Here is a 25,148-nt window from a genome sequence, read left to right as displayed (position 1 = left end):
GGGTGCCGCCGGAGGGTCAGTCGGTCGGTCCGAGGTGATCCGCGAAGCCAATACCCGGGTACGAGGCATCCAAGGGCAGAGCGAACCCGTCAGCTGTTACCGGAGTCCGTTCTGGGCAGTAGCGAGTGTTCCATCGCGTACAGGGCGATACCCGCGCGGGTCCGCCGTCCCGTTTTGTCGTAGATGTGCGTCAGATGGTGGTCGACGGTGCGCGGGGAGATCGACAGTTCCGCGCCGGCCTGCCGGCTCGTCAGTCCGCGTGCCGCGAGCCGAAGCACCTGCACTTCCCGGTCCGTCAGTCCGTCCGGCAGCGGCCGTCGCGGCGCCGACATGCCCGCCGCGGCGAGGACCAGAGCACACGCTTCCTTGTCAGTGCCACCTTCATCGGCGTCGCGCACGAGGATCTTCGCGGCATCCGGAAGCGAGTACGCGGGACGGTGCGCACGCGGCTCGGTGAGCGCGGCGAGCATGTCGGCAGCCGCCACGATGCGGGCGGTCAGGGGCAGTTCGCGGACCGGGTCACCGCGATGGTAGCCGCCGCCGTCAGCACGTTCGTGGTGAGCGGAGGCGATCGGTGCGAGCGTGGCCAGCGCCGGCACCCGCTGCAGGATCCGATGGGTCCAGTACGTGTGCGTGCGCACACGTTCGGTCTCGGCAGCGGTGAGGGTCGTCGGCCGGTCCCAGATGCCGGCCGGAACGACTACGCGGCCGAGGTCATGCAGCAGCGCCGCGCTGCGCAACTCTGTCAGGGCCTTCTCGTCGAGCCCGGCGACCCGCCCGGCACCCTCTGCCAGGTCGGCGACATGTTCGCTGTGTCCCAGCAGCCACGGGCTTTTCATGTCGACGATGCGCGCCAGCACCGCCGACAGTTGTGGCACCGACCCGAACGGCACGGTGGCGTGCGGCAGCGGTTCGGCTTCCAACACCGGGACGACAGCGTCCGTCGTGTCCGATGGCGCAAGCGCCGCCTCCGGCGTGGCCAGGAAGACATCGGCCAATGCGGGATCCAGGTGGCCGCCGGAGCGACGGCGCACCTCGGCGACCGCGCCGCCAACTCCTCCGACGGCATAGGCGAGGACTGCCTGCTCGGCCACATGCACGGTACGGGCAGCCGGCGAGAGGTCCGCGCCGCTGCGGCCCTCCGGAATTCCCCGGCCGTCCCAGCGTTCGTACACGTCCTCCAGCGCCGCGACCGATTCGGGCAGCACGCCCAGCCGTGGTCCAAGGTCCCGGCTGGTCTCACAACCGTGCCGCATGGCCTGCACGCCGACAGTGGGAAACATCTCGAGGAAGGTGCGGGCCAGTCGCGCCGGATCGGGTCCGGCCCAGTTCCCGAAATCTCTGGTCAGCCCGTCCAGCAGGGCGTCATCGGCAACGTCGAGGTGTTTGAGCACGGCTTGCAAGGCGACATCGTCACCGAAGAGGGCGGCCAACTCGGGCGCGTACGACGTACACCCGATCGAGCGGAGCAACGCGGTCTCGAAGACCACCCGGACGTGCCGGTCGTCGCCGCCTGCCAATCGGGCGAGGCGGGTCGCAACGGCACAGGTCTGTAGCCCCTTCTCGAACGACATGCCGGCCGCGACGTCCGTGGTGAGCGAAACCGTCGCCAGCACCTCGGCGACCCGGATCGTCTGCATTGGTAGCACGGTACCTCCGAGATGAGGGTTGTCAGGGACCAGCCTCAGCGTTTGGATCGGCGGCAACAAGGCCGCGCCGAACCTGGGTGCGCCGCACCCAGGCGCCACCTGGCCAGGCCGGGAGACCACGGCGGGACGACCGCCGCGGTCCCCGGCGCATCCGCCTAGACCAGCTTCGCGGAGAGAGTGATGTCGACGGCGGCGAGGGCCTGTGACACCGAGCAGTTGACCTTCGCCGTCTCAGCGATCTTCTCGAACTGCGCGTTGTCGATGCCCGGGACGGTGGCCTTGGCCGACAGCGCGATCCGGCTGATCGCAAAACCCCCGTCGGCCGGGTCGATGTGCACCGACGCCGTGGTTTCCACTGACGTCGGCGTGTAGCCGGCTTCGGCCAGAAGGTGCGAGAACGCCATGGAGAAGCATCCCGCGTGCGCGGCGGCGATGAGTTCCTCGGGGTTCGTTCCGGTGCCCTCCTCGAACCGGGAGGTGAACGAGTACGGGCCGGAGTAGGCCTTCGACGCCAACGTCATGGTGCCGGATCCGTGGGCGAGGTCGCCCTTCCACTGAGCCGATGAATTGCGAACAGGCATGGGCAGTAGCTCCAATTTCGTAATGAACGGTCGGACAGTCAATAGTCAGACCGGCCCTTGCTCATCTGCCATGCCAATTGGTGCTCTGCGGTGTCCGATGCGGTTCTCGCTCCGTCGGGTCGCCGATGGTGCCGGTGCGCGCACCCGTTGCCGTCGCGCCACGCGTCCGTCACCGCCATCCCCGGTTCACCTGTCCTGAAGAGCCGGGACGGCCCGCCTTCCGGCCCCGGCTTTCGGCGTGGCTTCAACTCCTGCTGCCACAGGATCTCGCAGGTAAGGGCGAGACCACGAGTCAGGTGCCGGCGATAGGTCGAGAACGGCAGATTCAACCGGCGGGCGGCAGCCTGCTGGGTCGGCAACCCATCGAGGTAGGTGGCGGCAACGGCCCGATAGATCTTGACCGTGCGCGGGTCCTGGCGCAGTGTTTTGACGGCCTCATCGAGTACACCGCGCAATGCCGCGGCGACTTCCGCCTCGCCGCCCGGGTGACCGGGTAAGTGTCGGATCAGTCTGGTCCGGACGAGCGGGTTGGCAGCCAGTTCCGAGACACTTCGCCAGCTGCCGAGCGCCTGCCGCACAGCGGTGTCGAATTCGGCCCGCGACAGTTTGATTGCCGCATCGACAGGCGACGGGGTTGGTGACGTGCTGTGACGACCTGCGAACCAGCATTCCAGGGGGACATGCTCCCAGTTGCGGCCGAACAACGCATACTCCACGCCGCCGAGCCGAGGCCGCTGCGGGACCGGCCGATGTTGTAGGTGGTCCATGAGTGGACGCCAGTAATCGGGGTTGGATACCACGATGTGCGACCACGCCATGCCCTCCGCTCGTACCCAGTGCGCCATGGTACGTAGTTGCATAAGGTGCATCGGCGTCGAGACGAGGTGGTACGCAGCGGGATGAACGAGATACCGCTGGATTCCGATGTGTTCGTCGGCACGCAGCCCGCCAGCCTCGGCAGCATGGGCCCAGGCAGCAGCTGCCACCGGGTCTCGTTCGAGCGCCTCCCGGTCACCGGCGCGAAGCTGGACCCACGCCATGAATCCGACAAGATCACCGCATTCCGCGGAATGATAGAGGCGGACGCATTCGGGCTGTCGCCGCAGCCAGAATTCGAGAATGGCGGCGGACTCCGCCCCCTCGGTCACAGCGGCCATGGCGAGAATCTCGTCGCGGTCCGCCAGGTCCATGGGCGCCTCGTGCACCCGCATCTCATGGCGGGCCTCGCGGAAGTAGCGGTCCTCTATCTCGTTCAACAAGAGATGAGCGAGATCCCGCATCGCGGGCAGCACGTCAGGGTCGCCGGCAACCCGGCCTGCTTCGAGCAGGTACGGCCAGATCCGATCGTAGATTTCGGCGTAGCGCTGACGATTTCGCCATTGCAGGTCGGCTTCCAACACTCTACGGACGGTGTCGTGCGGATATACCCCGCGCCGACTCAGTTCGACATACGGCTGCCTTATCAGCCAGTCGAAGACCTCGGCCGCGTCCGACGTGCCCAGCACCGTCTGCAGCAGCCCTTCGGTAGTCACCCGCGACTGGGCCAGCACGGTCAAGGCAACCCGATGGCTTTCGGTCGGCACGTCTCCCACCAACTGACTGACCAACGGCGCGATGACGTCCGGCGTGGGTCTCCAGTCCGCGCGGGAGGCGCCGGTACGGGCGGCGGCGTCCGCCACAAGGCTCAGCGCCAACGGGTTCCCGCCGGCAAAGGCTGCGGCACTGTGCCGCACTTCCGGCTTCACCCCGCGGGTATCGAGCAACTCGGCAGACTCCTCGAGGCTGAGAACATCAAGCCGCACCACTCGCAGTGTGCCCGCCCACGCCATATCGGAAGTCCAGCTCGCAGCCGGAGGCTTCCGGCCGACAACCACCACCACGACGCCGGTCCTGACCTGCGGAAGGAAGCGGTCCCGCAACCACTCTTCCAGACCCTTGCACTCGTCGAAGGCGTCAATAAACACCACTGCCCGGTCATCGACGTACGCCGCCTCCGCCACCGCGAACGATTGAGTAGGCGACGGCTCCACTGCCCGGCCGTCGATGTCGATAACAGTGCGAGCGGCTTCCTCGGCTGTGTCCTTGAACCGCTGTAGCAGCGACGACTTGCCGATGCCACCGGGCCCGTGCAGGAAACACACCGCGTATGCGCCGGGCTCGCCGGCCAGGGCGGCCTGGAATTCGGCCCGGTACGTGTCGCGACCGACAAAACCTCGAGCACGGGACGCGCGGAGGCGATCCGCCAACCGGGCCTGCAGCGAGGGAGGAACGTCCGGCACGACGCGAAGGCGGTTCATGAGTGCTCGACGGCCGTGGTCCGTACCATGGCATGGGTGTCCAGGATCGTCTCGAAGCGCACCGGCACCCCGTCGCGCAACCGCCAGACGTGGGCGAACCGCGACGTCATCGGCCGGCCGGTCACCCGGCTGGCGGCCCGGTAGTGGCCCAGGGCGATCACGACCTCGCCGGCCTCGAAGATCTCGTCGGGTTGCACCGCGAAGCCGACCCACTCGGTTTCGAACCGGGCAAACACATTCGCCAGCACCGACTCCCGGCCGCGATAGACGCCCCCGTAGTGCAGCCCGTCCGGCACGACCCACTCGATGTCGCGGTCGAGGCCCTCCAGCAGACCCGCCACGTCACCGCCGGCCAGTCTGCCGTACAGCGCGACAATCAGAGCGGACGGGCCGAGGGGGTCACGCTGATCGTTGATGTTCATGGTGATTCCTTCCGTATGGATGCGTCGGAAAGATCTTCGGCTGTCCCGGTCGGCGCCCGCATCGGTTGAGTTCCCTATACGGGATGTGACGAAGAACGCCGCCACGGACGACCTTTCGCCGCCGTCCGACGGCACGCTGCTGCTTGCGGACACGGCCGGGACGTGCCGCCTGCGCTGGCAGGCAACTGTTTCGCTGGCAACTGGGGGCGATCACCGGTGATCAGCGCTGATCGGGGATCGGGCTGGAGCCCGAGCAGGAGGCTGAGGCACCTTGTGTGCTGTTGCCGACGCTGATGCCTAGCTGGTCGGCGGAAATCCCCAGTAAGGAAGTTGGATCGCCGTGACCGCACCCGAGATCGACCCGGCCCTGGCAACTGCCGTTGGGCCCACGCGCACGAACCCGGGTCGGCGCAACGCCGCGCGGCCTTCGCTCGCTGTCACGCTTACCCGGGAAGAAGTCTCCGCCTTGGCCGCTGTGGCGCGGGGGCCCGTGCTCATGCCCGAAGACGCTGGATTTGTCGCCGAGTGTGCGACCTACAACCTGCTCAACCCATTGCGCCCGGCGCTGGTGGTGGGTGCCTCCTGCGTCGCCGACGTTCAGGCCGCAGTCCGCTTCGCCGGCAACCACGGAATGCCGGTGGCGGTCTCGGCGACCGGGCATCAGGTCCGGCAACCAGCCGCCGGCGCGGTTCTCATCACCCTGCGACGGATGACCGGCGCCACCGTGGATGTGGTCCGGCGCATGGCACGGATCGAAGGTGGAACCCGATGGCAGGACGTCGTGGACACGGCCGCGGCGCATGGCCTCGCCCCGGTGAACGGCTCCTCTATGACCGTCGGGGCAGTCGGCTACCTGCTGGGCGGCGGACTGAGCCCCACCCTCGGGCGCACCCGAGGGTACGGCGCCGATACCGTACGTGCCGTCGAGATCGTCACCGCCGACGGACAGGTTCGTCGCGTCACCGCTCACTGCGAACCGGACCTGTTCTTCGCCGTGCGGGGCGGCAAGGGCAACTTCGGTGTAGTCACCGCTGTGGAGGCCGATCTCTTCGAGGTACGTAGGCTCTACGGCGGTGCGATCTACTTCGCCGGCGAACACGCGGCCGACGTGCTGCACACCTGGCGGGATTGGGCCGTCGGCCTCCCCATTGAGATGACGACATCGGTCGCGGTTCAGCGTCTGCCACCGGTGCCCGACCTGCCGGAGCCGATTCGCGGAGCGTTCGTCGTGGCAGTGCGGGTGGCTTACCTTGGGCAAAGCACGGAGGGGGAATCCTTGGTGGCGAAGATGCGCGCCGCCGCCCCGGTGCTGCTCGACGAGGTAACCGACATGCCGTACGCACAGGTCGGCAGGATCCACTCGGACCCGGTGGACCCGCTGCCGTACGTCGACCGGACGACCGGGCTGCGCGCCTTGCCGCCGGAGGCGGTTGACGCCCTGCTCGATGTGGTCGGCCCCAACGCGGACTGCCCCCTGGCCAGCGTGGAACTCCGCGCCCTCGGAGGCGCGCTCGACCACCAGGCCGAGGTGCCCAACGCCGTGTCATCCCGTGGCCTTCCGTTCGTGCTGTTCGGCTTCGGTGTAGGACCTGCGGAGCAGGCCGCGTCGCTGGGCGCCCACCTGGCGAAGGTCATCGAGGCGATGCAGCCGTGGGCCGACGAGCGAACCGTGCCCAATTTCCTGTCCGCCGATGAGGCCACCACCCCGGCAGCGGTCCGCACCGTGTACGGCGCTGACCTCTACGACCGGCTGACACGGATCAAGGCCCGCTGGGACCCTGCCAACATGTTCCGGATGAACCACAACATCCCGCCCTGCCCCGGGGCGGAAACCCTGACCCCGCGCCGTTGTTCGCCGCAGCGGGCGGAAGCGGAGTGACCTCGTTGGTCTTACCGGTCTGATTGCGGCGCTGACTGTGGATCAGATGCAGCCGAGTTGAGAGCGACAGCCCGGGCGCCTCGACCGAAGCTGGCCGGGCCACGGTCGCAGGTCAATGAAACAAGTAGCCGCGATGAGTGCGACGCGCGGTGCCGGTTGGCGTGGGCCCGTCAGCGGCCCTGCAGGCGCTTCGCGTTGTCGCCGAAGGTCCACGCCTTCGACCCGTCCCAGTTCGCCGACCAGGTCATCAGGCCCTTGAGACCGGGCACGGAGTTCCAGGCCTGCGTGACCAACGACGTCGACATGTAGCCACCGCCCGCCCCGTTCTGCGCGGGCAGGCCCGGGACCTGCTTGTCGTACGGCACGCGGATGGTGGTGCCCTGGATGGTGAGGCCGTTGTTCAGGCACTGTGTCTGAACGGTGAAGCCCTGCACGGTGCCCGCCGGGTACGAGTCGCCGGCGCAGCCGTACATGCTGCCGTTGTAGTACTGCATGTTCAGCCACCAGAGCCGGCCGTTGTCGACGTACTTCTTGATGATTGGCAGGTAGGAGCCCCAGATCGAGCCGTAGACCACGCTGCCGCCGGTGACGTAGGCCGTTTCCGGTGCCATGGTCAGGCCGAAGTTCGACGGCATCCGGGCCAGCACTCCGTCGATGATCCGGATCAGGTTGGCCTGCGACGTGGACAGAGTGTTGATGTTGCCGCTGCCGGTCAGGCCGGTCTCGATGTCGATGTCGATGCCGTCGAAGTGGTAGGTCGTGAGGATCGGCACGATCGTCGCGATGAACCGGTCGGCGACCGCGCTGGAGCTCAGGTCGATGCCTGCCGCGGCCCCGCCGATCGACATCAGGATGGTGGCGCCGGCCGCTTTGGCCTGGCACATCTCGGCCGGGGTGGCCACCTTGACGCCGGCGTCCATGCCGTTCTCCCAGAGGACCGTGCCGTCCGAGCGGATCACCGGGAACGCCGCGTTGATCACGTTGTAGCCGTGCTGGTTGAGCCGGCTGTCGGTGATCGGGATCCAGCCGAGTCCGGGGTGTACGCCGTTGGAGGCCCCGTCCCAGTTCTCCCAGTAGCCCTGCAACACCTTGCCGGCGGGCCGCGACTTCACCGCGCAGGTCCCACCGGTTGGTGGCGGCGTGGTGGGGGGAGGTGTGGTCGGTGGCGGCGTGGTGGGCGGCGGGGTCGTCGGTGGTGGCGTGGTGGGCGGCGGAGTGCTTCCCGAGCACGCGCCGAGGTCACGCCAGAGCGACGGGGTCGCGGCGGGGTTCCAGCCGGCGCCGGGGTGCGCGGTGTGGGTGACCAGAGCCTGGTAGAGCCGGCCGCCATAGGTGACCTGGGCGCCCGCCTGGTAGGTGGGGCCCTCGGCCCAGGCCGGGGCGGTGCAGGCGACCATCGGGACGACGTTGGCCGAGGACACGGCCGCCATGCTGCTGGGGACGAAGGCGACGGCGGCCGTGACGGTCATCGCCGCCCCGGCCACCACTGCGAAAATCCGACGGCTTCTCATGGCTCACTCCCCAGGCTTCGGCGACCCGCGACCTCCACACATATTGACGTCCGTGAAGTTTAATATCAAGGGTTGTTTACAGATCCCGCGAAGTTGGGGGAGTGCGGAGGTCGGTAGCCCAACCACCCGGTCACCCGGTCGTCCAGCGATCGTGGTGGATCACCGACGACACCGGGCGTCGCTGGCGCCAGCCGTGCTGCTCCAGGTCCGGCGTCTGCTCCAGATGGGTGACCGGGCCGAGGCAGAGCCACGCCACTGGGCGGACGGTGGCCGGAATGCCGAGCAGGTCGCGCAGGAACGGCTCCCGGTAGAACGAGACCCAACCGACTCCGAGCTGCTCCGCGGTCGCGGCCAGCCACAGGTTCTGGATCGCCAGACAGACCGAGTAGAGGCCGGCGTCGGCGATCGCGTGTCGACCGAGCACGGCCGGACCACCCCGCTCCGGGTCGTACGTAACCACGACCGACAACGTCGACTCGCGTACGCCATCGATCTTGATCCGGGCGAAGCGTTCCGCCGCCGCGCAGTCGAGTGCGGCCGCGAAGGTGTCCCGTTCCCGCTCCACGTGCCGGTGGAACTCCTGCCGCAGCTCAGGATCGCGGACCAGGATGAAGTCCCAGGGCTGGGAGAGACCGACGCTCGGCGCGGCGTGCGCCGCCGTGAGGATCCGGTGCAACGTCTCGTCAGGGATCGGCGCCCCGGTGAACTGGGCACGTACGTCCCGGCGGCGGTGGATGGTCTCGTAGAGTCCGGTGTTCAAGGCAGGCTCCCGCTGCGCTCGTGCCCCTGACGGGGCCGATGACGCGAGGCCGGTCTTCGGACTCCCGGATCTACGCTGGTCACCCGCCTTCCCAGCCCCTCAGGGCCAGTGGCTGCGTCTGGTACGCGTAGGTGGCAGCTCCCCGGTCACCGCGGCGGGCCCGTGCCGGACTCACACCGGCTTCCCGATTCTCCCCACTCGCGCGGGGCACCTCGCAACGTTTGTGCCACCGAGCACCATAGTGGCCCGGACGATGACCCTGAGCGGTGGATCACCGACGACGGCGGGCCATCCACTGCCAGATGTGGGTGCCGTTGCGGCTCGGGTCGTTGCGGGCCACGTAGATCCAGGACCAGTGACCGGGGAACTGGTGGCCGTTCCAGACAACGTGGTCGTACAGGGTGATCAGTGATCCCGGGATGAGGTCATGGGCGTGGATCGTGTTGGTCTCGGGTGGCACGGTGTCGTCGTCGCGCGAGGTGACCAGCCAGGTCGGGGTGTCGATCCGCGCCAGCTCCGCGTCGGTGATCAGCGGCGGGCCCTCTCCGCCGAGCGGCTCGACGACGCCGCAGATCGGCACCGACGCGGCGAACAGGTTGGGATAGGCGACGGTCATCTCCAGGGACATGTAGCCGCCGTTGCTGCAACCGGCCACGTAGATCCGGTCGGGGTCGACACGCTTGCGGCGTACGAGGTCCTCGACGATCTCGCGGATCAGCGGGGCGAACCGGGGGCCGTCCTCCATCCAGTAGGAGGTGCTCTGCGGAGCGACGACGTACGCGCCGGAGAAGATCCGTTGAGCCTCCGGGGTGGCGAAGCCCAGCGCGCCGCGGTTGGCGCGCAGCGTGGTCTCGTTGTCGTAGTAATCGTCGGGCAGCGAGGCACCCTCGCCGCCGCCGTGCAGCCAGAGGACCAGCGGCAGGCGACCGCGGCGGGGCGAACGCTCCGGGGAGTACAACCGGTACTTCAGGCCCGAGCCCGAGACGTGGTGGCTGAAGGCGTCCACCTCGGGGTTCGACAGCCGCCCCTGAACGAAGCGAGTGATGGTGACCGGCGAGCCGTGGCGCCGGACGAGCGGGGTGTTCTGCCTGATGGTGTAGACGAGGTCCAGCCGGACGTTGCGGCCCCTGCTCGCGATGTAGCCGAGGGTGCCACCGCCGAGTTGACCTTCGGCGTAGCTCAGCTCCAGCACGATGTTTCCGTGCCGGTCGAGCCGGGCCGCGGTCACCGTGCGGTCCAGGTCGTACTCGCTGAAGATCAGATCGCCGGGAGCGATCGGGATCGGGCTGGTGGCCTTGGCATGCACGGTGAACGTGCCGGGGGTGAGCCCGGCGGGGTCGATCGGCCCGAGCCGGCCGGTGTCGAGAGTGACCGAGGTGACCTGCTCACCGCCGTCGAGCGTTCTCGCGTCGAGGGTGAAGCTCACGCTGGTGGGGTGGTGGCCACCGGCGTGAGCGACGGGGCCGGGCAGCGCTAGGCCGATGGCGGCACCGGCGCCACCGGCCAGGACGGTGCGGCGATTGACAGACGTGGACATGCGGACCCCCGGTACCTTGCGAGGTAGACGTTGATCGATGAAATGTCAACCTAGCGCCGTAGAGATCCGCTGGCAACCGATGCCGCCACGGGTGATCAGGGCGCCCGAGGTCGTTGGAGCTATCGGGAGGATGCCCTGCCTGATCGCAGTCGCCGCGTTCATTCCGTCCTACTGGCTACCCATCAACGGTGACGTCGCCAGCATCAGGCGTACCCGCGCGGGCGGGTCCTTCGCGACGCCCACCACACCTTGTCGTCGACGCTCCGGCAGTCCCGGGCTCCACCAGTGCCTCACTCCGCTGGGGGAGTGAAACCCAACCAGGGAGGGAGGCATCATGGTGCTGACTTGGCGATGGTGCTTGTATGCCCGTTTTCAGAGGTCGTCGCTGGGCGTACGGCGCCTTCGCATGGTTGATCTTCTTTGTGGTGTCGCATGTGATCCTGGTTTTCTTCCCCGGTGACGATCCGACCGGTGATGGACCCTGGGATATGAGGGCTTACGTGATCTTCAACGTTGTGCTCATCTCGATGTCGGCCGTCGGGGCAGCCGTCGTTCTAGCCACAGTCCGTCCGCTGGCTCTACATTTCCCCCGGTGGTTACTGCTGGCGCCACTGTTGTCCGGCAGCATGCTGCTCGTCATCCGGGGTGTTCCAGGGATGGCCGAGAATTTGCTGATGGTCACCGGTATCCGTCGCGGCGGCTTCATGGGGGACGCAGACATCTCCACGGGCGAGTTCTGGACCGGCATCGGAATTAACACCTACTTCTTCACCGGAGCTGTGTTGCTGGTTGGGACAACCGTTTGCTACGGCCGCCGATCAGCGAGAAGCGTTTCGAGGGGATCAGCCGACCCGTCTCGGTGAGGCATCCGGATCTGCCGCTGACCAGCCGCGGTGGCTGTAAGAGCTCTAGTAGGACCGACGGGCTGAGAGTTGGTTCAGGGAGTCCGGTACCTGCTGTCGCTGGGCTCGCTCAGCTGGACACGATGAGCACCCTGAAACTGGGCGACGAGAAGTACCACTACAGCGACGGCTCCCACAAATGGATCCCGCCAGGCCCCGATTACGACCAGGAGGTCTGGGACGAGCAGGTCCGCCAGCACAAGCAAGGCCACCTCAGGAACGTGTGCCCGAAGGTCCGCAACCAGCGCCTGGTGTGACGCCGGCAGTGCAGGAGCGAAGTGCGGACACGTGGCCACGTCCGACGCCAGCCACGATCAGCTGACGGTGGAGGATCAGCAGGTACTGCTGTCCCTGCGGGCAGGTCGAGATCGGGCCCCAACGGAGGGGGGCATCCTCCCGGGGCGACCACAAGTCGATCGCCCCGGGGTTCCGTCCGGCGGTTGGCCCGCGTTTGCCTACATCGGCGTGGCAGGACTGAGCTCGACGACGCTGCCAGTGGCGCGGGACTGCTCTGCCGCCCAGACGACTCGGTGTGAGGAGATGCTCTCCTCGGGTCCGGAGGTGACCAGTGCGCGGTCCCCGGTGGCAACCGCCGCGATGAACGCCTCGATGAGTGCTCCGTCGGCGCCGCCGTGTCCGTCGGCGGCCGAGGCGTCGCCGTCGGGATCCAGGTCGATGGTCTCGAGGGTGTCGGTGAGGAAGTCGTGGACGCGCAGGGTGCGGCCGTCGCCCTCGATGCTGCCGTGCGTGCCGAAGATTCGGGTCTTGCGGAAGTCGAGCGCGGTGAAGGCTGTCATCGTGAAAGCGACGGTGATGCCGCCCTCATATTCGAGGTTGACGACCTGGTGGTCGACGACGTCGTTGCGGCCTGTGTAGACGCAGACGCCGTACGGGCCGTCTTCAAGAGCTTTGCGGACGCCCCCCACGCTGACATCGTCGGTGAGCACGCCCAGCGGCCATGCCTCGTGGACGGGGTCGCCCAAAAAGCGTTCGTAGATCCGGATCGCTGAGTAGGCACACGATCGTTCGACCGGGCAGTCGACGCAGCGCTCGGTCGCTCCGGCCGGACGGTTCTCCGGCCGGAAGTGGGCGAGGCCGCCGAAGGAGGAGACCCGTCGGACCGGTCGGCCGATGAGATGGCCGAGCCAGTCGATGTCGTGGCACGACTTGGCGAGCAGCATCGAGGAGGACTCGGCCTCCACCGCCCACTGGCCGCGGACGTAGCTGTGGGCGTGGTGCCACCAGCCGACAGGCTCCAAGTGGTCGATGCTGACGATCGTGCCGATCCGCCCGGAGTCGATGAGCCGCTTGAGTGTCCGGGAATAGGGCGTGTATCGGAGCACGTGACAGACGGCGAGGAGAACGTCGTTGTCGACTGCTGCGGCGACGATCCGCTCCGCCTGCTCGGGGAGCGGCGCCATCGGCTTCTCCAGCAGGATCGCGTAGCCGAGCATGGCGAATGCCACCACGGGCTCGTCATGCGCGCGGTCGGGAGTCGCGACGATCACCGCGTCGGCGAGCCGAGGATGTGCAGCGAGTTCCTCCCACGAGGCGAACCGGTGCTCTGCGGGCACGTCGAACTCATCGGCCAGCGTGATGCGGCGGGCGGGGTCGGGATCGGCGACAGCGGCGATCGTGGCTTTGGTGGTGGCGACGGCGAGCCGCGCGTAGGCAGCGCCTCGCGCTCCGGCACCGACGATCGCCAGGGTGACGGACATCAGTTGTCTCCTATTTGATGGCGCCGGAAAGGATGCCTTTGACGAAATGGCGCTGGAAGAAGAGGTAGAGGATGACCACGGGCAGGATGACGATGATCGTTCCGGCACTGAGTAACGGGATGTTGCGGCCATAGGCCTGGATGAATTTTCCGAGCCCGGATGGCGCCGTGCGCATCGCCGGGTCCTGGATGAGGATCAGCGCGAGCAGGAACTGGTTCCACGCCCACATGAAGTAGAGAAGGCCGAGAGTGGTCAGAGCCGGCCGTGCGGTGGGCAGCAGGATCCGTCGCAGGATCTGCCTGCCGGACGCGCCATCGATCTCGGCGGCCTCGGTGAGTTCCGGGGGCATCGATTCGAAGTGACTGCGCATCCAAAACACCCCGAACGGCATGAATGCCCCGATGAGCGGCAGGATGACCGCCCAGTAGGTGTTGAGGAGACCGATCGACTTGAGGTCGTAGTAGAGCGGGATGACGATCGACTCGTACGGCAGGGCCAGACCCAGCATGAGCAACGCGAAGATCGGCCCCCGGACGGCGAGCCGCATCGTCGCCAGCCCGTATCCGGCGAGTGTCGCGAGCACCAGTGCGAGGGGTACGACGCCGAGCGCAATGATCAGACTGGACCGCATGAGGTCCGCGAACCCGCCGGTCGACCAGGCGTCGACGTAGTTGTGCCACTGCGGATCCGACGGCCACGCAAGGCCAGGGCTGAGATTGTTCTGTGGTTGCAGCGACGCGGCGAGGATCGCGTAGAAGGGGACGAGCACCGAGGCTGTGGCAGCCAGCAGCGACAACCGGGTCAGCGATCGGATCATGGCTTCTCCCGGGTGAGGCGGTTCAAGGTGTACATGACCGCGCAGGTCAACAAGGACAGAACGGTGGCGAGCGCACAGGCGGTGCCGACCTGTCCCGCGGTGAAGGTCAGCCGGTAGATGGCGACACCGGGCACCATGGTCGACTCGCCGGGGCCGCCGCCGGTCATCACGTAGACGACGTCGAAGCTGGCCAGGGCGGCGATCACGGTCACGGTCGCCGCCACTGACAACTCCCGGCGCAGACCCGGCACGGTCACGTGCCAGAACTCGTGGACCGGACCGGCGCCGTCAAGCCGGGCGGCTTCGTACAGTGCCGGATCGATCTTGCCGATTGCGGAATACAGCAGCAGGAAACAGAGCCCGGTCGAGACCCAGGTCCCGACAATTCCGACCGCCGGGTAAGCCCAGGTGAAGTCACCCAGCCAGGCCCGGGTGAAGTCGGACAGGCCGACCGCGCGCAGCAGCGCGTTGAACGGTCCGTCGTCGTCGAAGAACAGCTTCCACACGCCGCCGACCGCGACCAGCGGAAGGATCTGCGGCAGGAATATCACGGTCCGGACGAACGGCATGCCCTTCCAGGGCACGTTCGCGACGAGCGACGCGAGCACCAAGCCGAGACAGATCGGGATGACCGAGTAGAAGAGGATCAGCCCGAAGGCGTGGATCAGGGAGAGCCGCAGCGCCGGATCGGCGAGGATCTCCCGGTAATTGTCGAGCCCGGCCCAGGTGGCGACCCCGATCCCGTTCCAGTCCCAGAACGAGATCCACAGGCTACGTACCCATGGCGTGATCACGAAGGCCGCGTAGAACAGCAGCGCGGGCGCGGTGTAGAGCAGCGGTACGAGTCGTGCTCGCGACCGCCGGGCCCGCACCGGCGTCGCGGATGCGACGACGGTGCGACCCCGGACGGCCAGGCGGTTCGAGAGGCTGTCAGCCATGTGTCTTGGCCCAGTCGGACTGGACGGCCCGGATGAACGTGGCGGGCTCGACCTTGCCGGCGATCAGTTTCTGAGTCTCGGCGACCAGGGTGTCGTTCATGGTCGCGGTGGCGTTGTTGTTGAATCCGATGAGCCCGTCACCGGCATTGACCTTGTTCCACGCGGCGATCAGGTCGGCGGAGATCGTGCCGGGCTCGGCGGTCACGGTCGAGGTGTCGGAGGGCAGGAAGCCCTGGGCGAAGGAGGCCTTGGCAGCCTCCGGACCGCGCAGGAAGTCGAGGAAGGCGGCGGCGGCCTGCGCGTTCTTCGATTTCCGCGAGATCCCGTACGCGACCGAGGTGCCGATGGCGGTGGCCTTGGGGCCGGGGAAGGGCACGAAGCCGGCGTCGCCCCGCAGCGCGTCGCCGATCTTCTTCGAGTCCCAGGAACCGTCTACGAAGAAGACGCCGTCCCCCTTGGTGAACTTGTCCACCGCGCCCTGGAGGTCGATGCCGTTGGCGTCCTTGGAGTAGTAGCCCTTCGTACCCCAGTCGGTGATGCTCTGGGCGCCCTTGGCGTTCCCGCTGGTGTCGAAGGTCGCTCCGCGCTCACCGAAGACCCATTTGGCGTACGCGGCCGGGCCGTCCGTGGACTGACCAATGAGCTGAATCGGGAAGGCGGCGTGGCCCTCCTTGTTGCCGAGCTGGAGCGGGGTCTCACCGCCGGCCTTGGCCTTGGTTAGGGCGGCCTCCAACTCCTCGAGTGTGGCCGGAGCGGCGGCGATGCCGAGCTTCTTCAACTTGGCCTTGTTGTAGTAGAGCCCGACCTGGGAGAAGGATGCGGGTGCCGCGTACAGGTCGCCTGAACCGAGGGTGGTGCCGTCCTCGGCAACCCGCCACTGGTTGAGCTGTCCGGCCGGATACGCCGACTCCCAGCCGTATGCCTTGGCATACGGCTGAAGATTGAGGACCAACTGGTCCTTGACGGTGGTACCTACCGCGTTGAGCAGCACGATGTCGGGCGAGGTGTCGCTGGACAACGCAAGGTTGAGGGACTTGTTGTAGTCGTCGTACGTGGTATCGACGTAATTGATCTTGACGTTGGGGTACTTCGCCTGGAATGCCGGGATGATTTCCTTCATGGCGGCACCCGACTCGGGGGTGGCGATCAGGTCGAGTTTCACCTGTCCGGCCGGAACGCCGGTTTGGACGGTCGCGTTCCCGTCGGCGGCCGGCTCCCCGTCGGATGAGCTGCCGGGTGCGCACGCGCCGAGCGCGAGGACCACGGCGGTCGCGCTGAGCGCACATTTCACGGATGTCATGGATTTCATAAGGTCTCCCTGGGGCAGGAGCGGTTTCGAAGGAAACTTGCGTTCGATATAGTGCGCGTAGCGACGACGCACGTCAAGGGGTAGCGAATGACCGTAGGTGATGCTCTTCCAGGCGGGGACCAGAGCTCCCTACGGCATCTGAACACGCGTCGTGTGCTGCGGCTCCTCTACGAGGGGCCTTCGCTGACCATCAGCGGTGTCGCCCGGGAGACCGGGCTGTCCCGCCCCACCGTCCAGGGCATCCTGACCTCGCTGGTGGAGTCTCGACTGCTGGCCCTGGACGGATTCGACACCGCTCGAACTGGAGGACGGCCCGCGCAGCGGTACCGCTTCGCGGCGGACGCGGGCATTTTGGCCGGCCTCGACATCGGGGCGCATGCGGTGTCGGTGCGGATCACCGACCTTGCCGGCGCGCAGGTGGCGGCCGCTCGGGCCGCGATCGACCCGGACCTGGACCCGGCCGGCCGTATCGATGCCGCGGTCAACCTGCTACGACGGACGATGCCGGCCGACTCACCTCGGCTGTGGGCGGCCTGTGCCGGTTCCCCGGGCATCATCGCCGACGGTGTCGTCCGGCTGAGCGTGGCCATCCCGGGCTGGACCGGCACCGCACTGGCCAAGGAGCTCACCGCCCGCCTGGACTGCCCGGTGAGCGCCGTCAAGGACGCCAACCTCGCGGTCCTCGCCGAGCACCGGGTCGGTGCCGCACAGGGAGTCGATCACGTCCTGTATGTGCATGCCGGGCACCGCCTCGGCGTCGGTGTCCTGGTGGACGGCAGGCCGTTCGGCGGCGGCCGTGGGGCTGCCGGCGAGATTGGCCGGCACCCGGGCCTGGGCTGGGAGGCGGCGCCCCGAAAGCTGCTCTCCGACGCTGGGGTCGCTCCCGGCATGAATTCACGTGAGTGGGTCTTCGCGCAGGCCAGGCGGGGGGACAAGCGTGCGGTCGAGGCCGTCGACGGCTATGCGCGGGCACTCGCCGAAGGAGTCGGTGCCATGGTTCTCGCCATGGACCCGCAGTTGGTCGTAGTGGGTGGCGGCATCGCCCGCGCCGGCGAGACGGTCATGGAGCCGGTGCGGCGCCACCTCGCCGAGATCCTGTACGAGTTGCCAGGCCTGGCGATCTCCGCGCTGGGAGACGATGCGGTGGCGATCGGAGCCGTCGAGACCGCCCGGGACGCCGTCCGCGCGGAGCTCTTCACAGACGGCTCTTGACAGCGGCAAGGCCCACCGGCATATTCCGAAAGAAGTTTTCTTTCGTTACCCCGGGAGTGCCACATGGCGCATCGCCTTCGAAGAGTTCTTGCCGCAGCCAGCTCGATGATCCTCGGCGTCACCCTCGCCGGCGTCATCACCGCACCACCGGCCCAGGCCGTCGACACCCCTCCCAGCCCGCTCGCCAAGCCGGGCTACACCCTCGACTTCGCTGAAGAGTTCGACGTCAGCACTCTCAACACGAACCGCTGGCTGCCCTATTACCTGCCGCACTGGACCTCTCCGACGAATCGTGAGCTGGGTGCCAAGGCGCGCTACACCATCGCCGACGGCGTGCTCACCCAACGGATCGACGCCGACACCCCGGCATGGAATCCCCAGTACGACGGCACGGTCAAGATCTCCTCGATCCAGACCTACAACAAGGACTACTGGCACAAGTTCAATGGCTCGATGCCGTTGAACCACCACGAACCCGACTTCAACGGCTACAGCTTCCAGTACGGCTACGTCGAGCTGCGCGCCAAGAAGTCGAACGTCGGCGGAGGCGGCCACCAGGCTCTCTGGCTGGTCGGCACCGGGGACACCTCCAGCGCCTCGCGCAACCCCGAGGTCGACATGGTCGAGACGTTCTTCTCCGAGCCGAACAAGTGGCGGATCGCCGCCCACAGCTGGGGCGACCCCAACTTCCTGTCCAACTCGTATGCGTCGATCGCCCCCGTTCCCAGCGGGTCGCCGACCACCGAGTTCCACACCTACGGCATGGAGTGGACGCCCACCGAAATCAAGTTCTACTACGACGGCCAGCTCTACCGGACGATCAACGACGCCCCCAACATGCCGATGGGGCTGATCATGGGTATCTACACCGACGCCGGCTCCGGTCAGCACAACGACGTCTGGCCCAAAACCTGGAGCGTCGACTACCTCCGCGTCTACAAGAAGGACGGCGGCTACCCGTTGTCCTATCAGCGGCTGAAGAACCGGCAGACCGGCCAGTACGCCAAGGACGACGGAAGCGGCACCGGCAAGTATGTTGCCGCTTCTGCCGCCGACCAGTCCGCCCAGTGGGCCGTCGAGAACGTCGACGGTTACGTCCGGCTCAAGAACCGTGCCACCGGCAACTACCTGCACGTGGAGAACCAGACCGGCAACGTGGAGACCGGGGCGGTGCCTGGCACCTACTGGTCGGCGCAGTGGACTCAGGAGTCCGTCGACGGTCACCTGCGCCTGAAAAACCGCTGGAAGGGCACCTACGCCCATACCGAAAACATGACCGGCAGCATCCAGTACGGCGCCGCGCCCGCCGGCTGGTGGACCAGTCAGTGGGTTCTCGAACCCGTCTCCTGACGAACCGCAACCCACCTATCCATCAGTCGGAACGACGCGGTCCCCGCCGCGCTGGTGAGTGGCGAGGACCGCGTTGGGCCGACCATTGGCTCCTGTAGTGAACTCCGAACGTGGCGGTCCGCCTCCGTCACGGCCTCAGCACCGCGGTCGACGAGCCGAGGGCCCGGGTAGCGCCGCTGACACCCCCTGTTCGAGGGTCCATCGTGGAGCAGAGGCGCGGTGTACCGTCGCCGCATGACGGTGCTGCAGGAGTTTGTCGCCGCTCTTTCCAGCGGCCGGATCCAGGTTGTCGACCTCACCGCTCCGCTGTCGGACCAGACTCCGATCCTGGGTCTGCCCGAGCAGTTCGGCCAGACCTGGCCGTTCCGGCTCAGCGAGATCAGCCGGTACGACGATCGCGGTCCGGCCTGGTATTGGAACAATTTCTCCACCGGCGAGCACACCGGCACCCACTTCGACGCCCCGGTGCACTGGGTCTCCGGTCAACAGGGCGCGGACGTGTCGCAGGTTCCGGTGAGCCAGTTGATCGCCCCGGCGGTGGTGATCGACCACTCCGCCGAGGCCGCTGACGACCCTGACTTCCTGCTTGAGGTCGCGCACATCAAGGCCTGGGAGGCGGAACACGGTGCCCTGCCCACCGGTGGCTGGCTGCTCTACCGCACCGGCTGGGACGCGTACGGCGACGACCCGGAGCGGTACGCCAACGCCGGGCGTACCCCGGGCATTTCCGTCGAGTGCGCCCGCTGGCTGGCCGAGGAGTCGCCGATTCAGGGCGTCGGGGTGGAGACGGTCGGCACCGACGCGGGCGCCGCGCATTCGTTCGACCCGCCGTTCCCGTGCCACTCGTTCCTACTCGGCCAGGACAAGTACGGCCTGACCCAGCTACGTAACCTGGCGCAGTTGCCGGCGACCGGCGCGGTGGTGATCGCCGGACCACTGCCGATCGTCTCCGGGTCCGGCAGCCCGTGCCGGGTCCTGGCGCTTGTCGAACGGTAGGACCGGGCCACCGATGCGGGTAGCCGAGGTGGTCGGGCGGGTTCTGTACGGACACGGCGCACGGTACGTCTTCGGGGTGGTCGGCAGCGGCAACTTCCATGTCACGAACGCGCTTGTGGCGGCCGGCGCCCGGTTCGTGGCGGCGGCCCACGAGGGCGGTGCGGCGAGCATGGCGGACGGGTACGCCCGCACCTCCGGGACGGTGGGCCTGCTCTCGGTGCACCAGGGTCCGGGCGTCACCAACGCGCTGACCGGCCTCACCGAGGCCGCGAAGAGCCGTACCCCGATGGTGGTCCTGGCCCCGGAGGCGACCGCGCCGCGGTCGAACTTCTTCATCGACCTGCCGGCGCTCGCCGCCTCGGTCGGGGCCGACTTCCATCGGGTACGCGCGACGCACGCGGCCGAGGACGCGGGCGCGGCGTACCGGGCCGCCGCCCGGGGCGCGACGGTAGTGCTGGGCCTCCCGTTGGAGGTGCAGCAGACAGAGACCGAACCGTGGTCCGGCCCGGTCCCCGCGGTCGCGCCGCCCCCGGCCACCGCCCCGCAGGTCGAGCCGTTGCTGGCCGCGCTCCAGGCCGCACGTCGACCGGTCTTCATCGCGGGTCGGGGCGCCCGCGCGGCCCGGGAACCGCTGACCCGGCTCGCCGACGCGTGCGGCGCGCTGCTCGCGGTCTCGGCCGCGGCGAAGGGACTGTTCGCCGGGAACCCGTGGAACATCGACGTGGCCGGGGGCTTCGCCACCCCGCTCGCCGCCGAGCTGATCGGCGAGGCGGACCTGGTCGTCGCGTGGGGCAGCACGCTGAACATGTGGACCACCCGGCACGGCGAACTGATCCCGCCCTCCGCCGTCGTCGTCCAGGTAGACCACGACCCGGCCGCGTTCGGGGTGAACCGCCCGGTTGACCTGACGGTGGCCGGCGAGGTGGCGGCGGTCGCCGAGGCGGTGCTCGGTCGGCTGGGGGCCGGCCCCGCGGGGCCCGTGGAGGCCGGGACCGGCGGCTGGCGTACGCCGGAGCTGGCACAACGGATTCGCGACCACGGCCGGTGGCGGACTGTCCCGTATCGGGACGAGAGTGGGTCGGCGCGCCCCGGCGCCCCGGCGACGATCGACCCGAGGACGCTCTCGGCTGTCCTGGACGACCTGCTGCCGCCCGACCGGACGGTGGTGGTCGACTCCGGCAACTTCATGGGCTACCCGTCGATGTGGCTCGACGTGCCGGACGTGGCCGGATTCTGTTTCACCCAGGCGTTCCAGTCGGTCGGGCTCGGCCTGGCCAGTGCGCTCGGCGCGGCGGTCGCCCGGCCGGACCGGCTCACCGTCGCCGCGGTCGGCGACGGTGGCTTCGTCATGTCCGCGACCGAGCTGGTCACCGCCGTCCGGCTGGCGCTACCCCTGCTCGTGGTGATCTACGACGACGCGGCGTACGGCGCCGAGGTGCACCACTTCGGCCCGGACGGGCACCCGTTGGAGACGGTCACCTTCCCCGAGACCGACCTGGCCGCGATCGCCCGTGGTTACGGCTGCGACGGGTTGACCGTCCGGACCGTCGACGATCTCGGGCCGGTACGCCGCTGGCTCGCTGGTCCCCGTACCCGGCCGCTGGTGGTCGACGCCAAGGTCTGCGGCGCGCGCGGCTCATGGTGGCTGGAAGAGGCGTTTCGCGGCCACTGAGCCCGCGCCAGCACCGTCGATCTAGGGCATATCGTCGTGATTCGAGATCCACTAGCAGCGATATGCCCTGGATCGACGAGGTGGAGCTAGCGGCGGCGCCGGGCGTCGGCCTCGGCGTCGAGCAGATCGTTGAGCGCCAGCGCTGAGTTGATCAGCGAGAGGTGGCTGAACGCCTGGGGGTAGTTGCCGATCTGCTCCCCGGTCGCGGCGATCTCCTCGGCATAGAGGCCTAGGTGGTTGCTGAAGGTGAACATCTTCTCGAACGTGAGCCGGGCGTCGTCGAGGCGGCCGGACCGTGCCAGAGCCTCGACGTACCAGAAGGTGCACATGTTGAACGTGCCCTCGTGGCCAGGGAGACCGTCGGGGGAGTGGACCGGGTCGTACCGGTGGACGAGGCTGTCGGAGACCAACTCACGCTCGATCGCGTGCAGGGTGGACTGCCACAGTGGGTCACTCGGCGTGACGAAACCGAATGCCGGCATGGAGAGCAACGCCGCGTCCAGCACGCTCTCGTCGTACGCCTGCACGAAGGTGCCGCGACCCCGGTCGTATCCACGGGCCATGACCTGGTTGTAGATGCTGTTGCGTTGCTCGGTCCAGCGGGGGATGTCCCCGGGCCGGCCGGTCCGAAGAGCGAGACGGATGGCCCGGTCCAGCGCGACCCAGGACATCACCCGCCCGAAGGTGTAGTTACGGGGGTGGTGGCGGCTCTCCCAGATGCCGGCGTCGGCCTGGTCCCAGTGGCCGCAGACCCAGTCGACAAGCCGGACGGTGCTCTTCCACACCTGGTGCGAGACGCGGATGCCCTGCTCGTCAGCGAGATGCATGGCGTAGAGCGCCTCGCCGTGGATGTCGAGCTGGACCTGGTCGGCGGCGCCGTTGCCGATCCGCACCGGCCGCGAGCCGCGGTAGCCCTCCAGGTGGTCGAGAACCTCTTCGTGCAGGTCGGAGGAGCCGTCCACCCGGTACATGATCTTCAGCGGATCCTGGAGGTCGCCCGCCTCGCGGATCCGCTCGTCCAGCCAGTTCATGTACCGGCTGACCTCCTCGGTGAAGCCGAGGCCGAGCAGCGCGTGCACCGAGAACGACGTGTCCCGTACCCAGGTGTAGCGGTAATCCCAGTTGCGGGTGCCGCCGACCAGCTCGGGCAGCGCGGCAGTGGGCGCGGCGATCATCGCACCGGTCGGCGCGTACGTCATGAGTTTCAGCGTGATGGCGGAGCGCTCGACCATCTCCCGCCAGCGGCCGGTGTAGCGGGAGCGTTCAAGCCAGCGACGCCAGTAGTCCCGGGTCCACTCGAACATCCCCTGGACCTCTTCCTGCGAGATGATCCGTGGCTCTGTGCCTGCTGTCTCCAGGACCACCCCGCCGATGTCACCCTCGTTGAAGGTGCCGTACGCGACCAGGTCGCCGCCCTCAAGGCGGACGTCGCCGCGCTCGGAGATCAACTGTCGCACCGGGTCGACCGGGTTGAACGTCATCGTCGCCGACCGGCTGCGGAAGACGTAGCCGTTGCGGTGGCGCTCCAGTTGATGCTCTTCGCGGGCGTAGTCGAACCGGGGCCGGCACTCCACCTTGAAGCGCATGCTGCCGCGGACCATGGTGACGAGGCGGACCAGGCGGTGCGCGTCGGTGGCCCGCTCGCCGGTGACCGGCATGAAGTCCATCACCTCGGCCACGCCGTCCGCGCTGATGAACCGGGTGATCAGGATGGGTGTGCCGGGGAGGTAGAGCTGTTTGGTGACGTACCGCACGTCGTGCGGCACGATACGGAAATAGCCGCCCTTCTCCTTGTCGAGCAGCGCGGCGAAGATGCTCGGCGAGTCGAAGCGCGGCGCACAGAACCAGTCGACCGTCCCGTCGCACGTCACCAGCGCGGCAGTCTGCAGGTCGCCGATGAGTCCGTGATCCTCGATCGGCGGATAGCTGTCCACGTCTCTCCCCGGTTTCGGCTGCCTCCTGCGCATCGAACCTAGGGGAAGAATTGTCGAGTTAGGTGGGATTCGCGCTCAGCCACCCTGTCGCGTGCCCCGGTGGTGGCGCTCGGCGAGTTGCTTCAGGTTGAGTAACTGCCGTCGAGCCATGACCAGGTCGCCGACCGACAGCCCGAGGGCGGTCCAGCGGCTGGTCCGCATGACGACCTTGAGCAGCAAGCGCGTGGTGTCGTGTTCCTGGGGCACAAGCACGTAGGACATGAAGGCACCCATGATGCTGCCCGTGAGCTGTTGTCCGAGGTCGACCGAGACGATCCTGCCCAACTTCCGCCCGCCCGCTGTAGTGAATGCTTCTCCGACTTGAGGCGGGGGCAGCTCCAGCAGCTGTGGAGGTGAGCGGCGGCCGAGGTTGTCGATCCAGTCGTACGCGTACGGCGCGATTCTCACTTGGGCAACCCATGGCCACACCGCTGCGGCGGGCGCCTCAACGCGTACCCCCCGCCAAGCCTTGAGAGCGGGTGACACGACGAAGTCATCGCACGGATAGGAGCGGGATGTCTCGCCGTCCGTCACGCCCCACCTGTCACCGATCACGCATTCATCTTCCACCGCCGCACGACATCCGGATCAGCGTGTTCGGGTCTCCCAGACCGGCTGCTGGGGTTCGTCGTTGTGCACGATGATGTCGACGTGATCGGTCGGGCGGACCGTGGCGAAGTAGAACTGTTGGGAGGGGATGTAACGCTCGTGCCAGCGCCGTTCGACGTCGACCCGAGATGACACCCGGCGCTCGCGGATCACGGCACGATCGACGGTCTTTTCGAGCGCGGTCGACACGAAGATGCGCAGGTCCCACCGGTCAACCAGTTCCGGGCGCATGAGGAAGACGCCGTCGAAGACCAGCACGGCGTCGGCGGGGGCAGTTGTGACCGGCAGGGACAGCACCGCATCTGTGGTGCGGTCGTAGACCGCGGGTTGGAAGCGTCGGTCTCCGCCCGGACCGAGCGGATCGAGCAGAACCCGGTTGAGCGCGTCGTAGTCGTGGGTGTCGAAGTAGCAACCTTCGGCCGAGTACTCGCCGCGCGGATAGCGCTGTGCCCGGGGGAAGAGGAAATCGTCGATCGTCGCGCGGATGACGTTGCGGCCCTGTGTCCGCAAGACGTCGGCCAGTTCGTCGGCGAGGGTGGTCTTGCCGGCGGCGGGCGGTCCGTCGATGGCAACCCGCGTCGGGTGTGCGACTGTGACGGACGCGACTGCCTCAGCGAGGCGGTCGAGCACCTCGTCGCGGGTGCCTTGGTCCATGTCCTGCCCCGTCCTATTCTCGCGAAGGTCGCCGCGGTCGGGCGACCTTAAACGACATACGGGTTTGCCGGATTGAGTGCGTTGCAGCAGTTGTCGTCGAAGCACTTTCTCGCCGGTGTCAAGCGTGCCGGTGAGACGGGCTGTTTCGCCAGACCGACTCCCGGTCATTTGTCGCCGTCGACACCTTTGGGGGCGGCTTGTCGTACGAGTTCTGAGCGGCAAAGTCGAAGGCAGGGTAGAAATATGACTGCTTCGGGTGGTTCGGTATAGGCCGTCATGATCGTGGTGATATCAGGGTGGGCGCGACCCTCCAATGAATCTCCAGGTGGCCAGGCTGGAGCCCGCCCGTGGCATCGACCTCG

The 25,148-nt window shown here is 67.8% G+C and carries 22 protein-coding genes and 1 riboswitch; of the genes, 8 read left to right on the top strand and 14 right to left on the bottom strand.

What is annotated here, in order from left to right:
- Positions 1–89: 89 nt before the first annotated feature.
- The 4 genes from ABZT18_RS00405 to ABZT18_RS00390 form a co-directional block, all read right to left on the bottom strand.
- Positions 90–1,709: an HD domain-containing phosphohydrolase gene (locus ABZT18_RS00405; RefSeq protein WP_355250043.1), complete on the bottom strand. Its 1,620-nt coding sequence runs from the start codon at positions 1,707–1,709 to the stop codon at positions 90–92.
- A gap of 95 nt (positions 1,710–1,804) precedes the next feature.
- The gene (locus ABZT18_RS00400) at positions 1,805–2,230 is read right to left on the bottom strand and encodes an OsmC family protein (protein ID WP_354993506.1); all 426 of its coding nucleotides are present in this window, start codon (positions 2,228–2,230) and stop codon (positions 1,805–1,807) included.
- A gap of 38 nt (positions 2,231–2,268) precedes the next feature.
- Entirely contained in the window at positions 2,269–4,527 is a 2,259-nt protein-coding gene (locus ABZT18_RS00395; RefSeq protein ID WP_354993507.1) for an ATP-binding protein, read from the bottom strand.
- Positions 4,524–4,949 carry a nuclear transport factor 2 family protein gene (locus tag ABZT18_RS00390; protein ID WP_354993508.1) on the bottom strand — a complete coding sequence of 142 codons (426 nt, stop codon included), beginning with the start codon at positions 4,947–4,949 and terminating at the stop codon, positions 4,524–4,526. Before ABZT18_RS00390 ends, ABZT18_RS00395 begins: the two co-directional genes overlap by 4 nt.
- Here ABZT18_RS00390 and ABZT18_RS00385 point away from each other — a divergent pair.
- The gene (locus ABZT18_RS00385; protein WP_354993509.1) at positions 4,942–5,169 is read left to right on the top strand and encodes a hypothetical protein; all 228 of its coding nucleotides are present in this window, start codon (positions 4,942–4,944) and stop codon (positions 5,167–5,169) included. The two genes, ABZT18_RS00390 and ABZT18_RS00385, sit on opposite strands and share 8 nt — an antisense overlap.
- Before the next feature lie 276 nt (positions 5,170–5,445).
- Entirely contained in the window at positions 5,446–6,828 is a 1,383-nt protein-coding gene (locus ABZT18_RS00380) for an FAD-binding oxidoreductase (protein WP_354993510.1), read from the top strand.
- Positions 6,829–6,998: 170 nt separating this feature from the next.
- Here the strand turns inward: ABZT18_RS00380 and ABZT18_RS00375 are convergent, their stop codons facing one another.
- The 3 genes from ABZT18_RS00375 to ABZT18_RS00365 all read right to left on the bottom strand — a co-directional run bounded on the left by ABZT18_RS00375 (position 6,999) and on the right by ABZT18_RS00365 (position 10,636).
- Entirely contained in the window at positions 6,999–8,339 is a 1,341-nt protein-coding gene (locus ABZT18_RS00375) for a glycosyl hydrolase family 18 protein (protein ID WP_354993511.1), read from the bottom strand.
- Positions 8,340–8,469: 130 nt separating this feature from the next.
- The gene (bluB, locus tag ABZT18_RS00370) at positions 8,470–9,099 is read right to left on the bottom strand and encodes a 5,6-dimethylbenzimidazole synthase (protein WP_354993512.1); all 630 of its coding nucleotides are present in this window, start codon (positions 9,097–9,099) and stop codon (positions 8,470–8,472) included.
- 29 nt (positions 9,100–9,128) lie between these two features.
- A riboswitch (cobalamin riboswitch) is annotated at positions 9,129–9,329 on the bottom strand.
- A 41-nt stretch (positions 9,330–9,370) separates the two neighbouring features.
- Positions 9,371–10,636 (bottom strand): PHB depolymerase family esterase, encoded by a 1,266-nt coding sequence (locus ABZT18_RS00365; protein ID WP_354993513.1) that lies wholly within the window; start codon positions 10,634–10,636, stop codon positions 9,371–9,373.
- 362 nt (positions 10,637–10,998) lie between these two features.
- On the opposite strand from ABZT18_RS00365, the gene ABZT18_RS00360 reads away from it, so the two are divergent.
- Positions 10,999–11,499 carry a hypothetical protein gene (locus ABZT18_RS00360; RefSeq protein ID WP_354993514.1) on the top strand — a complete coding sequence of 167 codons (501 nt, stop codon included), beginning with the start codon at positions 10,999–11,001 and terminating at the stop codon, positions 11,497–11,499.
- Positions 11,500–11,621: 122 nt separating this feature from the next.
- The gene (locus ABZT18_RS00355) at positions 11,622–11,795 is read left to right on the top strand and encodes a hypothetical protein (RefSeq protein WP_354993515.1); all 174 of its coding nucleotides are present in this window, start codon (positions 11,622–11,624) and stop codon (positions 11,793–11,795) included.
- A gap of 198 nt (positions 11,796–11,993) precedes the next feature.
- On the opposite strand, the gene ABZT18_RS00350 is transcribed toward ABZT18_RS00355, so the two are convergent.
- From ABZT18_RS00350 to ABZT18_RS00335, 4 genes are read right to left on the bottom strand one after another with little or no spacing between them, the layout of a single operon-like run.
- Positions 11,994–13,364, bottom strand: coding sequence for a Gfo/Idh/MocA family oxidoreductase (locus ABZT18_RS00350; protein WP_355250040.1), 1,371 nt, complete (start codon positions 13,362–13,364; stop codon positions 11,994–11,996).
- Complete coding sequence (locus tag ABZT18_RS00345) at positions 13,267–14,073, bottom strand: carbohydrate ABC transporter permease (RefSeq protein WP_354993517.1); 807 nt, start codon at positions 14,071–14,073, stop codon at positions 13,267–13,269. The genes ABZT18_RS00350 and ABZT18_RS00345 overlap by 98 nt, the downstream gene beginning before the upstream one ends.
- Entirely contained in the window at positions 14,070–15,011 is a 942-nt protein-coding gene (locus tag ABZT18_RS00340; RefSeq protein WP_354993518.1) for a sugar ABC transporter permease, read from the bottom strand. Before ABZT18_RS00340 ends, ABZT18_RS00345 begins: the two co-directional genes overlap by 4 nt.
- Positions 15,004–16,320: an extracellular solute-binding protein gene (locus ABZT18_RS00335; RefSeq protein WP_354993519.1), complete on the bottom strand. Its 1,317-nt coding sequence runs from the start codon at positions 16,318–16,320 to the stop codon at positions 15,004–15,006. Before ABZT18_RS00335 ends, ABZT18_RS00340 begins: the two co-directional genes overlap by 8 nt.
- Positions 16,321–16,407: 87 nt before the next feature.
- Between ABZT18_RS00335 and ABZT18_RS00330 the strand changes: the two genes are divergently transcribed.
- The 4 genes from ABZT18_RS00330 (at position 16,408) to ABZT18_RS00315 (ending at position 21,550) form a co-directional block, all read left to right on the top strand.
- Positions 16,408–17,532, top strand: a complete 1,125-nt coding sequence (locus tag ABZT18_RS00330) for an ROK family transcriptional regulator (protein WP_355250038.1) — start codon at positions 16,408–16,410, stop codon at positions 17,530–17,532.
- A gap of 63 nt (positions 17,533–17,595) precedes the next feature.
- Positions 17,596–18,882, top strand: coding sequence for a glycoside hydrolase family 16 protein (locus ABZT18_RS00325; RefSeq protein ID WP_354993521.1), 1,287 nt, complete (start codon positions 17,596–17,598; stop codon positions 18,880–18,882).
- A 234-nt stretch (positions 18,883–19,116) separates the two neighbouring features.
- Positions 19,117–19,878, top strand: coding sequence for a cyclase family protein (locus ABZT18_RS00320; protein WP_355250035.1), 762 nt, complete (start codon positions 19,117–19,119; stop codon positions 19,876–19,878).
- A 13-nt stretch (positions 19,879–19,891) separates the two neighbouring features.
- Positions 19,892–21,550, top strand: a complete 1,659-nt coding sequence (locus ABZT18_RS00315; protein WP_355250032.1) for a thiamine pyrophosphate-binding protein — start codon at positions 19,892–19,894, stop codon at positions 21,548–21,550.
- A gap of 86 nt (positions 21,551–21,636) precedes the next feature.
- On the opposite strand, the gene ABZT18_RS00310 is transcribed toward ABZT18_RS00315, so the two are convergent.
- The 3 genes from ABZT18_RS00310 to ABZT18_RS00300 form a co-directional block, all read right to left on the bottom strand.
- Positions 21,637–23,484, bottom strand: a complete 1,848-nt coding sequence (locus tag ABZT18_RS00310) for a glycoside hydrolase family 15 protein (RefSeq protein WP_354993524.1) — start codon at positions 23,482–23,484, stop codon at positions 21,637–21,639.
- 75 nt (positions 23,485–23,559) lie between these two features.
- Positions 23,560–24,057 (bottom strand): polyketide cyclase, encoded by a 498-nt coding sequence (locus ABZT18_RS00305; protein ID WP_354993525.1) that lies wholly within the window; start codon positions 24,055–24,057, stop codon positions 23,560–23,562.
- Positions 24,058–24,111: 54 nt separating this feature from the next.
- Positions 24,112–24,786: a cytidylate kinase family protein gene (locus ABZT18_RS00300; RefSeq protein ID WP_354993611.1), complete on the bottom strand. Its 675-nt coding sequence runs from the start codon at positions 24,784–24,786 to the stop codon at positions 24,112–24,114.
- Between the last annotated feature and the right edge of the window lie 362 nt (positions 24,787–25,148).

It is taken from the genome of Micromonospora sp. NPDC005291 (genome assembly GCF_040607415.1).
Taxonomy (GTDB): domain Bacteria; phylum Actinomycetota; class Actinomycetes; order Mycobacteriales; family Micromonosporaceae; genus Micromonospora.
This window is presented reverse-complemented; position numbering and strand designations above follow the sequence as displayed.

Bases quoted from the DNA above. Each gene is read 5' to 3' on its own strand.
- ABZT18_RS00400 (WP_354993506.1), bottom strand. From the start codon at position 2,230: ATGCCTGTTCGCAATTCATCGGCTCAGTGGAAGGGCGACCTCGCCCAC.
- ABZT18_RS00395 (WP_354993507.1), bottom strand. From the start codon at position 4,527: ATGAACCGCCTTCGCGTCGTGCCGGACGTTCCTCCCTCGCTGCAGGCC.
- ABZT18_RS00385 (WP_354993509.1), top strand. From the start codon at position 4,942: ATGTTCATGGTGATTCCTTCCGTATGGATGCGTCGGAAAGATCTTCGG.
- ABZT18_RS00390 (WP_354993508.1), bottom strand. From the start codon at position 4,949: ATGAACATCAACGATCAGCGTGACCCCCTCGGCCCGTCCGCTCTGATT.
- ABZT18_RS00380 (WP_354993510.1), top strand. From the start codon at position 5,446: ATGCCCGAAGACGCTGGATTTGTCGCCGAGTGTGCGACCTACAACCTG.
- ABZT18_RS00375 (WP_354993511.1), bottom strand. From the start codon at position 8,339: ATGAGAAGCCGTCGGATTTTCGCAGTGGTGGCCGGGGCGGCGATGACC.
- ABZT18_RS00365 (WP_354993513.1), bottom strand. From the start codon at position 10,636: ATGTCCACGTCTGTCAATCGCCGCACCGTCCTGGCCGGTGGCGCCGGT.
- ABZT18_RS00360 (WP_354993514.1), top strand. From the start codon at position 10,999: ATGCCCGTTTTCAGAGGTCGTCGCTGGGCGTACGGCGCCTTCGCATGG.
- ABZT18_RS00355 (WP_354993515.1), top strand. From the start codon at position 11,622: ATGAGCACCCTGAAACTGGGCGACGAGAAGTACCACTACAGCGACGGC.
- ABZT18_RS00345 (WP_354993517.1), bottom strand. From the start codon at position 14,073: ATGATCCGATCGCTGACCCGGTTGTCGCTGCTGGCTGCCACAGCCTCG.
- ABZT18_RS00340 (WP_354993518.1), bottom strand. From the start codon at position 15,011: ATGGCTGACAGCCTCTCGAACCGCCTGGCCGTCCGGGGTCGCACCGTC.
- ABZT18_RS00335 (WP_354993519.1), bottom strand. From the start codon at position 16,320: ATGAAATCCATGACATCCGTGAAATGTGCGCTCAGCGCGACCGCCGTG.
- ABZT18_RS00330 (WP_355250038.1), top strand. From the start codon at position 16,408: ATGACCGTAGGTGATGCTCTTCCAGGCGGGGACCAGAGCTCCCTACGG.
- ABZT18_RS00325 (WP_354993521.1), top strand. From the start codon at position 17,596: ATGGCGCATCGCCTTCGAAGAGTTCTTGCCGCAGCCAGCTCGATGATC.
- ABZT18_RS00320 (WP_355250035.1), top strand. From the start codon at position 19,117: ATGACGGTGCTGCAGGAGTTTGTCGCCGCTCTTTCCAGCGGCCGGATC.
- ABZT18_RS00315 (WP_355250032.1), top strand. From the start codon at position 19,892: ATGCGGGTAGCCGAGGTGGTCGGGCGGGTTCTGTACGGACACGGCGCA.
- ABZT18_RS00300 (WP_354993611.1), bottom strand. From the start codon at position 24,786: ATGGACCAAGGCACCCGCGACGAGGTGCTCGACCGCCTCGCTGAGGCA.